Below are 12174 nucleotides of genomic sequence, written 5' to 3'. Positions count from 1 at the left end.
AGCGGTTTATCAACCGGTGTCGCACCCTGCTCTTGCAAGAAAATTAGAAACGGATCAGCGCCGAGCCCCAGGCAAAACCGCCACCGAAGGCTTCGAGCAACACCAGCTGACCGCGTTGAATGCGGCCATCTCTCACTCCTTCATCGAAGGCGATAGGCACGGAGGCGGCCGAGGTGTTGCCGTGTCGGTCCAGGGTCAGTATGACTTTGTCCAGCCCCATGCCAAGCTTCTTGGCGGTGGCGCTGATGATACGGAAGTTGGCTTGATGAGGCACCAGCCAGTCCAGCTCGCTGGGCTCAATATCGTTGGCCGCCAGGGTCTCGGTCACTATCTCGCTCAGGCGCGTCACCGCGACCTTGAACACGTCGTTGCCCTTCATATACATGTAGGCTTCGAGCTCTGCGCCCGTCAGGCCACGGCGTGGTTGCGGCAGCTTGAGCAGATCGCCGTAACGGCCATCGGCATGAAGATGGGTGGAGAGAATGCCAGGAGACTCGCTGGCCCCGACCACCACGGCCCCAGCCCCATCCCCGAAGAGGATGATGGTGCCGCGATCTTGCGGATCGCACATGCGCGACAGCACATCGGCGCCAACGACCAGCACATGGCGCGCCGCCCCTGACTTGATGAACTGATCGGCCACCGCGAGGGCATAGGTGAAGCCTGCGCAGGCGGCGGCAATGTCAAACGCCGGGATCCCCGGTACGTCCAACAGATTTTGCAGCTCGCAGGCGGCGGCCGGGAAGGCATTTTCGGCACTGGTGGTGGCCAGCACTATCATGTCCAGATCCGCGGCCTGGATGCCTGCGGCTTCCAGCGCGCGCAGAGCGGCTTGATGTGAGAGGGTCGCGACAGTCTCGCCTTCACCCGCGATACGACGCTCATGGATGCCGGTGCGTGCCACGATCCACTCATCACTGGTCTCAACCATCTGCTCAAGATCGGCGTTGGTACGCACTGAACTCGGCAGATAGCTGCCAGTACCCAGAATTTTGCTATGCATAGAGTTCTTATAGATCCCTGTCGGAAAAGACAGATTCAAGGCGATCTGCTATTTGCAATGGAAGTTGATGCTTGGCCTCTTGTGCGGCCAGCAGGATCGCAGTACAGAGGGCGCGACGTTCGGCCCGCCCATGACTTTTTACCACAATGCCGCGCAATCCTAACAGACTTGCGCCGTTATACTGGTCGGGGTTCAGGTAAGAAAAACGCCGTTTGAGCATAAAGCCAGCGATCAAGCCAAGAAAGGTGCGCTTTTTACGTGGATAGCCGGCCAGTTGCCCCATCATACGGACCACCCCCTCCGCCGTCTTGAGCGCCACATTGCCCACGAAACCATCGCAGACGATGACGTCCGCCTGGCCGGTGAACAGGCAATCGCCCTCGATAAAGCCGGTAAAGTTGATGGCCGGGCACTGACGTAGCAGCTCGGCGCTATGACGGACCAAATCGTTGCCTTTGATCTCCTCCTCCCCCACGTTGAGCAGCGCGACACGGGGCGTCGCGATACCCTCCACCCGTTCGGCCACCACGGATCCCATGACCGCAAACTGCAGCAGGGTATCGGCATCGCAGCTCACATTGGCGCCCAGATCCAGCATGACGGTGCGCTTGCCCGCCACGGTTGGCAACGCCTTGATCAGCGCCGGTCTGTCCACCCCTGGCAGGGATTTGAGCACACACTTGGCCATGGCCATCAGGGCACCGGTATTGCCGGCACTGACGCAGGCATCGGCCGCACCACTCTTGACCAGATCCAGCACGACCCGCATGGACGAATCTTTGAGGGTACGCAACGCCACGATCGGTTTATCGCCCATCCCAACAACTTGGGAGGCATGCACGAAACGAACGCGGGGATGATTGAGCAGGCCATGTTGGCGCAGAAGCGGAGTGACGCTGGTCTGATTGCCGACCAGGATCAGATTGAGCTGGGGCAGAAGAGACAGTGCCTGCACGGCGGCAGGCACTGTTTCAGAGGGGCCAAAATCTCCCCCCATTATGTCTAGCGCGACGTTGAGCGTAGACAAAGGCAATCCTTAAGCGATTACCTTTTTACCGCGGTAGAAACCATCGGCAGTCACGTGGTGACGACGATGAATTTCACCACTGGTCTGATCAACAGTCAGTGCTGCGCTGGTCAATGCATCGTGGGAACGACGCATGCCACGACGGGAACGGGTTTTACGGTTCTGTTGTACGGCCATGGTAGGCTAACTCCTAGATTCACTTACGTTTAAGCTCTTCAAGAACTGCAAAGGGATTTGGCCGCTCATCAGCAGGTTCGATATCACCCCATGTCATCTCCATGTTTCCCCTGGGACAAGCATCCATCGGATGCATGGCGACCTGAGGCAACGAGAGGATAAGTTCATCCTCCAGGATTTTATGAAGATCTATCTCGCCGTTTTCGTCCAACTCAATGGGCTCATAAGCTTCCGGCAGTTCTTCCTCGTTTGTTTTCTCAAACAGCGGAGTGTAGATAAATTCAGCTTCACAAAGGTGTTGAAATGTATCTCCACAACGCTGGCAAACCAGGTCAACCTCGGCATGGGCAGTGCCTTCCATAACGGTCAACTTCTGGACATCTTTGCCAAAGTGCAGTGTTACATCCACATCACTTCGCAAGCCTGCGGTTGATGCTTCCAATCTGGGCATCTGCGACTTTTCCACTATTCCGACATAGTCGAGTAGCTTCAAGGCATTACGGACTGGATCAACCTTAACGGGCAACTTCACCTTTTGCATAGGGCGCGAATATTATAGGTCCAACAAGGGATAGTCAAAGGAAAAAGTCCTTACCACCGATGATTTTAACGACAAAAGTCCTTAACATGGCAGAACTCATCCCCACCGGCTGCGGATTATGACACAAAAGCTGATACTCGCCTCTACTTCTCGCTATCGGCAGGCTCTGCTCGCCAAGCTAGGCCTCCCTTTCGACTACCAGGCCCCCGCGGTCGATGAGGCTCCCCAGCCCGGAGAATCAGCCCGGCAACTGGTGCTGCGACTGGCCATCGCCAAGGCACAGGCCGTCGCCAATCTGCATGATCAGGGTATGATCATAGGGTCGGATCAGGTGTGTGTCTGCCAGGATAAGATCCTCGGTAAACCCGGCACTGTCGAGGGCGCCGTGGCGCAGCTGCTGGCGGCCCAGGGCCGAAGTGTCACCTTCTATACGGGCCTGGCGGTGATCGATGCGGCCACGGGCCAGTGTCACAGCCTGGTCGAACCCTTCACCGTGCATTTCCGCACCCTCGATGAGGCGGCAATCCGCCGTTATGTCGAGGCCGAGCAGCCACTGGATTGCGCCGGTAGCTTCAAGTGTGAGGGGTTGGGCATAGTGCTGTTTCAGGGACTGGAAGGCCGCGATCCCAATACGCTGATCGGCCTGCCGCTGATCGGTCTGGTTGAACTGCTGGCCTGCCACGGCCTCTCGCTCCCCTGACCCATAGCCATAGCCATACATGCCATCACCGCATTTTGATCATTGATGGCGTTGCAGCCTTGATCATGTCGGTTGCCATGGGTCCTGCTGCATGAAGAAGAGATTCGAGACGACCTGAATGACAAGAGAGCGCCGAAGCGCTCTCTTGTCATAGGTCATGTTGTTGCTCAATCCCGTTACCAAGTGAGCCTAATCGAGGGCTGCACGCAACTGCACCATGGTGTCGGCTATCAGGAGAGGCTCAAACTCGGCCAGACGCGCCTTGTCATGGACACCCCAGGTCACACCGATACTCGCCATGCCAAGCGCCTTGGCCATGCCGAGATCGTGAATGGAATCCCCTATCATCACCGCCTCGTCTACCGCGACGCCCAATTCGGCCAAGATCTGATTCAACATCAGAGGATCGGGTTTGGAGTTCGCCTCATCGGCGCCCCGACTGGCAGCAAACAAGGGTCTTAACCCTGTCTCGTCCAGGACTCTGTCCAGCCCTCGCCGTGACTTGCCGGTGGCGACCGCCAGCAAGATGCCGCGCCCGTGCCAGTCATGGAGCAAGTCGGTGGCGCCAGCAAACAAGGGGCTGGGGGTATCGTCATGGAGGTAATGATAGCGATAACGATCAATCAACCGATCACAGGGCTCACTCCCCTCCTCCAGCCCAAACAGCCCTGCCAGCCCCACGCCCAGACTCAAACCAATGATCTGCTGGATCTGCTGTTGCGTTGGCAATGGCAAGCCGCAGTCGCTGGCAGCCAGCTCGACACAAGCGACAATTCGCCCGATGGAGTCCATCAGGGTGCCATCCCAGTCAAAAATGGCGAGCCGGATAGCCATCAGCGAGCCAATTTATTGAGGAAGCTGTCGAGCTCAGGTGCCAGCGGCGCCTCGATCAATACCTCACGACCATCGACCGGATGGGTGAAGGTGAGCTTCCAGGCATGCAAGAACAGGCGTTTTAGCCCTTGGCTGCGCATTTTCTCGTCAAAGGCCGCTTCACCATATTTATCATCGCACGCGATGGGGTGACCTGCATGCTGGGTATGCACCCGGATCTGGTGGGTACGACCGGTGATCGGGCTGCATTCAACCAGGGTGGCCTCGGCAAACTGTCGCGCGATCCTAAAGCGTGTCTCGGAGGGCTTGCCATCGGCCGTGACCCGCACCACCCGCTCGCCGGATTGCAGATCGTTTTTGCGCAGCGGCGCATTGACCACCTTGACGTGAGGCTGCCATTGGCCACGCACCAGCGCCAGATACTGCTTGCGCATGGTTTTGACGCGCAGTTGTTCATGCAGACTGCGCAGGGCGCTGCGTTTCTTGGCGACCAGCAACACACCGGAGGTATCGCGATCGAGGCGATGCACCAGCTCCAGGAAGCGCGCTTCCGGGCGCAGGGCCCGCAGCCCCTCGATGACGCCAAAGCTCAAGCCACTGCCGCCGTGCACCGCCATGCCGGACGGTTTGTTGAGCACTATCATGGCGTCGTCTTCGAACAGGATCTGACTCTCCAGGCGCTGGATGCTGCCAAGATTGGCCGAAGGCAGTTCGTTTTTCTCGGCAACGCGCACGGGGGGCACCCGCACCTCGTCACCGCAGATGAGTTTGTATTCAGGTTTGATGCGCTTCTTGTTGACGCGCACCTCCCCTTTGCGAAGGATGCGATAGATCAGGCTCTTGGGGACGCCCTTTAACTGAGTCTTGAGAAAATTGTCGATGCGCTGCCCTTCATGCTCAGCTTCGATGGTGAGCAGCTGCACTTGTTGTTGTATCTGTGTCATGGCGCGGATTTTAACACCCCACGGGCCCCTTGGCTCCATGCTTTGTTGAAAAATGGCACCTTGCTATAAAAGCCGTTTAAATGGGATAATAAACAAGGTTTTGTCATTGTGTTCAAGCCTTGTACTAAGTGGCCAAGAATTATGCCACCCAATCCCAAAACGCCGTATCTACAAGAACATGACGGTTCCCGGGGGCGAGGTACAGCGCATGGAGAACGCAAACAAAATCGGCTATTTGTCTCCACACCGGCATCCCTTATTCATCCCTTCTCGAGAAGGCTGAACCAGAGCGCCCTTAGTTTGCGCCTCATGCATACCCCAACCGGGAGGTTGCCCAAGTATGCTGAAGACCCGAGGCCGGCGCCGGCGGGATCCTGTGGAGGAAATCAAAATGACAAAATAATGAGAACTCAATGAAAAGAATGCTAATCAACGCGACTCAGGAAGAGGAGTTGCGCGTAGCGCTGGTTGACGGACAACAGCTCTATGATTTGGATATTGAAAGTCCGGGACACGAGCAGAAGAAAGCGAACATCTACAAGGGCCGAATCACCCGCGTAGAACCCAGTCTCGAAGCTGCTTTTGTCGACTACGGCGCCGAGCGCCACGGTTTCCTGCCGTTAAAGGAGATCGCCCGCAATTATTTCCCCTCCGGTTACTCCTATCAGGGTCGTCCCAACATCAAAGAAGTGGTCCGCGAAGGCCAGGAAGTGATCGTTCAGATCGATAAAGAAGAGCGTGGCACCAAGGGTGCGGCCCTCACTACCTTTATCAGTCTGGCCGGCAGCTACCTGGTGCTGATGCCGAACAACCCCCGCGCCGGTGGCATCTCCCGCCGTATCGAAGGTGATGAGCGTACCGAGCTGAAAGAGGCTTTGTCGGGTCTGACCGTGCCGGAAGGCATGGGCCTGATCGTGCGTACCGCCGGTGTGGGTAAATCCCCCGAGGAACTCTCCTGGGATCTGAACGTCCTGCTCAACCACTGGGACTCCATTCACAAGGCTTCCTTGCAACGTAACGCCCCCGTGCTCATCCATCAGGAAAGCAACGTGATCGTGCGTGCCATTCGTGACTATCTGCGTCGCGATGTCGGCGAGATCCTGATCGACAACCCCGTCATCTTCGAGCGTGCCAAGGCACACATCGAACTGGTTCGTCCCGATTTCCTCAATCGGGTGAAGCTGTATCAAGGTGACGTGGCGCTGTTCAACCACTTCCAGATTGAGAGCCAGATTGAGTCTGCCTTCCAGCGTGAAGTGCGTCTGCCTTCCGGCGGCAGCATCGTCATCGATCCGACCGAGGCGCTGACCTCCATCGATATCAACTCCTCCCGGGCAACCAAGGGCGGCGATATCGAAGAGACGGCGCTGCAAACCAACCTGGAAGCGGCCGACGAGATTGCTCGCCAGCTGCGCCTGCGTGACTTGGGTGGCCTGATTGTCATCGACTTCATCGACATGACCCCGGTTCGCCATCAGCGCGAAGTGGAAAACCGTCTGCGTGAAGCCGTACACCAGGACCGCGCCCGCATCCAGCTGGGCCGCATCTCCCGCTTCGGTCTGCTGGAGATGTCCCGCCAGCGTCTGCGCCCCTCCCTCAACGAGTCCAGCAGCCATATCTGCCCCCGTTGCCAGGGTCAGGGTGTGATCCGTGACAACGAATCACTGGCCCTCTCTATCCTGCGTCTTATCGAAGAAGAGGCGCTCAAGGACAATACCGAACAGGTTCATGCCCAGGTGCCGGTGGATGTTGCCGCTTATCTGCTCAACGAGAAGCGCAGCTCCATCGCCAGCCTCGAGCAGCGTAACGAGGTTCGCCTCTACATCATCCCCAATCAGCATCTGGAAACCCCTCACTACGAAGTGACCCGCATTCGCAAGAATGAGATCGCCGAAGCCGTGAGCTATGAGCTGAAAACCGAAGTGGCCAAGCCTGTCTATCAACCCAAGCAGATCAATGTGGTTGAGCGGGAACAGCCGCTGCTGCAAGGCTTCATCCAGCCAGCCCAGCCAGCCCCTGCAGCCGTTGTCCCTCAGGCTGCTGCACCTGTTGCCGCCCCTGCCGTGGCAGAAGCGGGTCTGGTCAGCAAACTGTTCAAGGCCATTGCCGGCATCTTCGCCAGCAGCCCGGCTGCCACCGACGCCAAACCTGCGGCACCGGCGCAGACCGACGCGCGCAAGGAAGAGCCTCATCGTCATCAGCGTGACGAGCGCCGCCCCCGCCAAGGCCAGGGCAACCGCAATCGCAACGACAACAATGAGCAGCGCCGTGACGCCAAGAGTGGCGAGCAGGGTGACAATCGTGCCCGTCGTCCGCGCAAAGAGCGTGAGCCGCGTCAGGATCAAGCTCGCACTGAGCGTGAACCCCGTGTCGAACGTGAACCACGTACCGAGCGCGAACCGCGTCAGGAACGTGAGCCTCGCCAGCCCCGTGAACCCCGTGCCGAGCGTGAACCACGTCAGGATCGCGAAGCCCGTGTCGAACGTGAACCTCGCCAGCCCCGTGAACCACGTCAGCCCCGTGAGCCTCGTGGTGAGCGTGAACCTCGCCAGCCCCGCGAACCCCGCGCCGAGCTGGAGGTTCAGGCCATCAACGCCACCGAACCGCTGCAGACCCCGGTTGAGACTCCGCAAGAGATCCACCAGGAGAAGGAGCTGATTGTTGCCGAGCGTCGCGAGCGTCGCCAGATGCGCAAGCAGATCCGTGTCGATGCACCTCAGAGCGATCTGCCGGTTGAATCGGTAGATGCAGCCCCCGCCGAGCAGGGTGATGAGCAGGACGGCCAGCGCCGCTCCCGTCGCAACCCCCGTGGCTCACGCAGCGAAGGCCAGCGTCGCAAGCGCATCAACGAAGATGCCCGCAGCCAGCGCGAAGAGGAACAGCCCCAGGTCGAGAGCAATGAGCCTCTGACCCAGCTTGCTCCCCTGAGCCATGATGCCGTTGCCGCCGCGACTCAGGCCTCTGCCGCACTGGTCGAGCACACCGTGATCGACAACGATCACCACCTGCCGGAAGTGCCTTTCGTTGATACCAGCAAGGCGGTGATCAACGAGCCGGCCGCCCCGGTGGTCGAGCAGGCAGCGCCAGTTGCCGTCGTTGAGGCTGCCCCGGTCGAGATGGTCGAGGCCACCCCCGTGGTGATGGCAGAGCCAGCGCCGGTCGAGGTGGCTGAAACCGCCGCCCCTGTCGTCACTGAGGCTTTGGTTGAGGCTCCGGTTGTGACCGAGGCCCCTGCCGAGGTGCATGAGGTGACCGTTCAGCCAGCAGCCCCGGCTATGGTTGAGACCGTTCAGGCTGAAGTGACCGCCGACGCTGTCGCCGCTCAGGTGGAAACCAAGGTGGAAGCTCAGGTGGAAGCCGCGCCAGTGGTTACCCCTGTCGAGGTCGAGGCCCCTGCTGTCGTGGCTGTGGTCGCAGAGCAAGCCCCTGTGGTTGCCCCTGCCGCCCCTGTGGCTCAAGCCAAGCCTGCTGCCAAACCGGCGGTACGCTCCGCCGGTGGTCTGCTGGCCCAGGCTCGCAAGGCATCTGCCCCCATGGCCACCCCGGCCGAGGTGCCTGCCCTGCCGGTTGCCGAGCACGTCGACAGCGCTCCCTTGGTGCGCACCGATGTGAACAGCTCGGGTCGTCACGCGGGTAGCACGGCTGCGGTCAACAAGGCCCATAGCCCGGCTGGCCGCCCATAAGGGTTAGCTAGCCATGAAAAAGAGCCGCAGATGCGGCTCTTTTTTTATGTCCCAACTATCGCCACACTAAGCGTTCTGCGCTATTTCAGCGCCGTCATCACCGCCAGCGGATCTCTGCTATGAAGGATGTCGCTGCATGCGGCAGCAGCAGAGAAGGAGCGCGACGCTCCCCATCAGCCCGCCTCAGGGACATGCAACGCCGCCAAGCCCCTCACAGGCGCAACCGTCTCTTCCCTGATCTGACTGCATTACCACCCTCCCCGTGCCACTCTGCCGGACTCGCGACTGCCCACCCATTGCCAGCTCGCGGCCTGTCTTGATAACCCCACGCCAGCAGAGCCTCAGACCTAGATCCTTAGCTAAGAGCCCAGAGTCACCCTCGTGGCATTCGAGCAAACCCGGACGCCAGAAACGGCAAGAGCCACCTGGGTGGCTCTTGCCAATAGCAGAAAGCGGCTGGCTCAGCTGGCCCAGGTGATGATGTGATCTTCCCATTCACCGGCGTCACGCTCATGGATGACCTTGCCGCGCACCGACTGCCCCGCCTGGTGCATGGCGCTGCGGCTGCCGGTGATGAGCGGGTGCCACGCCGGCAGGCTCTGCCCCTCGGCCAGCAGGCGATAGGCACAGCTCGACGGCAACCACTGGTACTCGTCAATCTTGTCCACCGTGATCTGCAGGCAGTCCGGCTCCTTCTTGAAGCGATTGTGATAGTCGGAGCACTGGCAGCTCTTGGTGTTGAGCAGGTTGCAGGCCACGTTGGTGAACACCAGTTCGTCGGTGTCGGCATCGATCAGCTTGTTGAGGCAGCACTTGCCGCAGCCATCGCACAGGGACTCCCACTCGGCATTGGTCATCTGCTGCAGGGTCTTTTCCTGCCAAAAAGGCGTTGGCTGCATATTATCGACTTGCTGCATGGAAGGGGGCTCGCTAAATAGACCAGGAAAGCGCGTGGTTATACCCCTTTTGGCCCGATTATTCAAGGTGAAGGGTTGTAGTGGTCGAATTATCACGGACATTATTTTGTCATCCGGTTTGAAGCCGTATGACCACTCCCCTTTGAGGGCAACTGTCAGGTGAATACCATCACCATACCTATTAAGCGCCATAAAAAATGCCGACCCTAGGGTCGGCATTTTTATCAGAGATAACGGGCTGACAGGAATTACCAGCCGGTTACTTCGCGCAGGGCCTTGCCGATGTCGGCCAGGGAGCGCACGGTTTTGACACCGGCATCTTCCAGGGCGGCAAATTTCTCTGCTGCCGTGCCTTTACCGCCGGCGATGATGGCGCCAGCATGGCCCATACGCTTGCCAGGAGGCGCGGTGACGCCTGCGATGTAGGAGACGACCGGCTTGGTGACATTGGCCTTGATGTAGGCAGCGGCCTCTTCTTCGGCACTGCCGCCGATCTCGCCGATCATCACGATGGCTTCGGTCTGCGGATCGTTCTGGAACATCTCCAGGATGTCGATGAAGTTGGAGCCCGGGATAGGGTCGCCACCGATACCGACGCAGGTGGACTGGCCGAAGCCTTCGTCCGTGGTCTGCTTGACCGCTTCGTAGGTCAGGGTGCCGGAGCGCGACACGATACCGACTTTGCCCGGCTTGTGGATGTGACCCGGCATGATGCCGATCTTGCACTCACCCGGGGTGATCACCCCCGGGCAGTTCGGACCTATCATGCGCACGCCGGTTTCCTGCAGCTTCACCTTGACGTCCAGCATGTCCAGGGTCGGGATGCCTTCGGTGATGGTGACGATGAGTTTGATGCCGGCATCGATCGCTTCCAGGATGGCGTCTTTGCAGAACGGAGCCGGGACATAGATGACGGAGGCTGTGGCGCCAGTGGCTTCCACGGCATCACGCACAGTGTTGAATACCGGCAGGCCCAGGTGAATGGTGCCACCCTTGCCTGGCGACACGCCGCCGACCATCTGGGTGCCGTAGGCAATCGCCTGTTCGGAGTGGAAAGTACCCTGGCCGCCGGTGAAGCCCTGGCAGATGACCTTGGTATCTTTGTTGATCAGAACGCTCATTATTTGGCCTCCGCTGCTTTAACCACTTGCTGCGCTGCGTCAGTCAGACTCTTGGCGGCGATGATGTTGAGGCCGCTTTCGGCCAGTTTCTGGGCACCCAGTTCGGCATTGTTGCCTTCCAGACGCACCACGACGGGCACCTTGACGCCCACTTCCTTGACCGCGCCTATGATGCCTTCGGCAATCATGTCGCAGCGCACTATGCCGCCGAAGATATTGACCAGTACGGCTTGCACCTTGCTGTCAGACAAAATGATCTTGAAGGCCTCGGTCACGCGCTCCTTGGTGGCGCCACCGCCGACATCCAGGAAGTTGGCCGGGGAACCGCCGTGCAGGTTGACGATGTCCATGGTACCCATGGCCAGACCCGCGCCGTTGACCATGCAGCCGATGTTGCCATCCAGCGCCACATAGTTCAGCTCCCACTGGGCGGCGTGCGCCTCGCGGGGGTCATCCTGGGAGGGATCGTGCATCTCGCGCAGCTTGGGCTGACGGTACATGGCGTTGGCGTCGATGTTGATCTTGCCATCCAGGCAATGGAGGTTGCCCTTGTCGGTGATCACCAGCGGGTTGATCTCCAGCAGCGCGAAGTCGCAATCCTGGAACATCTTGCCCAGACCCATGAAGATCTTGGTGAACTGTTTGATCTGCTCGCCGTTGAGGCCCAGTTTGAAGGCCAGTTCGCGGGCCTGATAAGCCTGCGGGCCTACCAGGGGGTCGATGGCCGCCTTGTGAATGAGCTCAGGGGTCTCGTGGGCAATCTTCTCGATATCCACGCCACCTTCGGTAGAGGCCATGAACACCACGCGGCGGCTGCTGCGATCGACCACGGCGCCCAGGTAGAGCTCCTTGGCGATGTCGGTGCAGGATTCCACCAGGATCTTGGTGACCGGCTGACCATTGGCATCAGTCTGGTAAGTGACCAGATTCTTGCCGAGCCAGTGTTGGGCAAAGGCACGGATCTCATCCTTGCTCTTGGCCAGTTTCACGCCGCCCGCTTTACCGCGGCCACCGGCGTGCACCTGGCACTTGACGACCCACATGTTGCCGCCAATCTTGTCGGCAGCTTCCGCCGCTTCTTGCGGGGTAGCGCAGGCATAACCTTCGGAGACCGGCAGGCCATATTTGGCAAACAGCTGTTTTGCCTGATATTCATGCAAATTCATGATGTTCTATCCGTGTTGTCGTTATATCCGTTGGGGTGTTTCTCAATGCCCCTGCGATAGG

The 12174-nt window shown here is 59.3% G+C and carries 11 protein-coding genes; 2 read left to right on the top strand and 9 right to left on the bottom strand.

The window, feature by feature from the left end; genetic code table 11:
• Positions 1–43: 43 nt before the first annotated feature.
• The 4 genes from M2367_RS06100 to yceD are packed head-to-tail and all read right to left on the bottom strand — an operon-like array spanning position 44 to position 2748.
• Positions 44–1003: a beta-ketoacyl-ACP synthase III gene (locus M2367_RS06100; RefSeq protein WP_259236135.1), complete on the bottom strand. Its 960-nt coding sequence runs from the start codon at positions 1001–1003 to the stop codon at positions 44–46.
• A 7-nt stretch (positions 1004–1010) separates the two neighbouring features.
• Complete coding sequence (plsX, locus tag M2367_RS06095; RefSeq protein WP_042042497.1) at positions 1011–2030, bottom strand: phosphate acyltransferase PlsX; 1020 nt, start codon at positions 2028–2030, stop codon at positions 1011–1013.
• A 9-nt stretch (positions 2031–2039) separates the two neighbouring features.
• Positions 2040–2207, bottom strand: coding sequence for a 50S ribosomal protein L32 (rpmF, locus tag M2367_RS06090; RefSeq protein ID WP_005908717.1), 168 nt, complete (start codon positions 2205–2207; stop codon positions 2040–2042).
• Between the two features lie 19 nt (positions 2208–2226).
• The gene (gene yceD / locus M2367_RS06085) at positions 2227–2748 is read right to left on the bottom strand and encodes a 23S rRNA accumulation protein YceD (protein WP_084218212.1); all 522 of its coding nucleotides are present in this window, start codon (positions 2746–2748) and stop codon (positions 2227–2229) included.
• Positions 2749–2866: 118 nt separating this feature from the next.
• On the opposite strand from yceD, the gene M2367_RS06080 reads away from it, so the two are divergent.
• Positions 2867–3448 (top strand): nucleoside triphosphate pyrophosphatase, encoded by a 582-nt coding sequence (locus M2367_RS06080; RefSeq protein ID WP_259236134.1) that lies wholly within the window; start codon positions 2867–2869, stop codon positions 3446–3448.
• 189 nt (positions 3449–3637) lie between these two features.
• Here M2367_RS06080 and M2367_RS06075 read toward each other — a convergent pair whose 3' ends face one another.
• Together M2367_RS06075 and rluC are read right to left on the bottom strand one after the other, a co-directional pair.
• Positions 3638–4285 (bottom strand): HAD family hydrolase, encoded by a 648-nt coding sequence (locus M2367_RS06075; protein WP_259236222.1) that lies wholly within the window; start codon positions 4283–4285, stop codon positions 3638–3640.
• Entirely contained in the window at positions 4282–5226 is a 945-nt protein-coding gene (rluC, locus tag M2367_RS06070; RefSeq protein WP_232301982.1) for a 23S rRNA pseudouridine(955/2504/2580) synthase RluC, read from the bottom strand. Before rluC ends, M2367_RS06075 begins: the two co-directional genes overlap by 4 nt.
• Positions 5227–5639: 413 nt before the next feature.
• Between rluC and rne the strand changes: the two genes are divergently transcribed.
• Positions 5640–8909: a ribonuclease E gene (gene rne / locus M2367_RS06065; protein WP_259236133.1), complete on the top strand. Its 3270-nt coding sequence runs from the start codon at positions 5640–5642 to the stop codon at positions 8907–8909.
• Positions 8910–9370: 461 nt separating this feature from the next.
• Here the strand turns inward: rne and M2367_RS06060 are convergent, their stop codons facing one another.
• The 3 genes from M2367_RS06060 to sucC form a co-directional block, all read right to left on the bottom strand.
• A complete protein-coding gene (locus tag M2367_RS06060; protein ID WP_259236221.1) occupies positions 9371–9808 on the bottom strand; it encodes a YcgN family cysteine cluster protein in 438 nt (145 codons plus the stop codon).
• 266 nt (positions 9809–10074) lie between these two features.
• A complete protein-coding gene (gene sucD, locus M2367_RS06055; RefSeq protein WP_042039826.1) occupies positions 10075–10947 on the bottom strand; it encodes a succinate--CoA ligase subunit alpha in 873 nt (290 codons plus the stop codon).
• On the bottom strand, positions 10947–12113 hold the full coding sequence (gene sucC / locus M2367_RS06050) for an ADP-forming succinate--CoA ligase subunit beta (protein ID WP_042039825.1): 1167 nt from the start codon (positions 12111–12113) through the stop codon (positions 10947–10949). The genes sucD and sucC overlap by 1 nt, the downstream gene beginning before the upstream one ends.
• Positions 12114–12174: the final 61 nt, after the last annotated feature.

It is taken from the genome of Aeromonas sp. BIGb0445 (genome assembly GCF_024809075.1).
Taxonomy (GTDB): domain Bacteria; phylum Pseudomonadota; class Gammaproteobacteria; order Enterobacterales; family Aeromonadaceae; genus Aeromonas; species Aeromonas rivuli.
This window is presented reverse-complemented; position numbering and strand designations above follow the sequence as displayed.

Coding starts and splice junctions, on each gene's coding strand:
- M2367_RS06100 (WP_259236135.1), bottom strand. CDS start 1,003: ATGCATAGCAAAATTCTGGGTACTGGCAGCTATCTGCCGAGTTCAGTG.
- rpmF (WP_005908717.1), bottom strand. CDS start 2,207: ATGGCCGTACAACAGAACCGTAAAACCCGTTCCCGTCGTGGCATGCGT.
- yceD (WP_084218212.1), bottom strand. CDS start 2,748: ATGCAAAAGGTGAAGTTGCCCGTTAAGGTTGATCCAGTCCGTAATGCC.
- M2367_RS06080 (WP_259236134.1), top strand. CDS start 2,867: ATGACACAAAAGCTGATACTCGCCTCTACTTCTCGCTATCGGCAGGCT.
- rluC (WP_232301982.1), bottom strand. CDS start 5,226: ATGACACAGATACAACAACAAGTGCAGCTGCTCACCATCGAAGCTGAG.
- rne (WP_259236133.1), top strand. CDS start 5,640: ATGAAAAGAATGCTAATCAACGCGACTCAGGAAGAGGAGTTGCGCGTA.
- M2367_RS06060 (WP_259236221.1), bottom strand. CDS start 9,808: ATGCAGCCAACGCCTTTTTGGCAGGAAAAGACCCTGCAGCAGATGACC.
- sucD (WP_042039826.1), bottom strand. CDS start 10,947: ATGAGCGTTCTGATCAACAAAGATACCAAGGTCATCTGCCAGGGCTTC.
- sucC (WP_042039825.1), bottom strand. CDS start 12,113: ATGAATTTGCATGAATATCAGGCAAAACAGCTGTTTGCCAAATATGGC.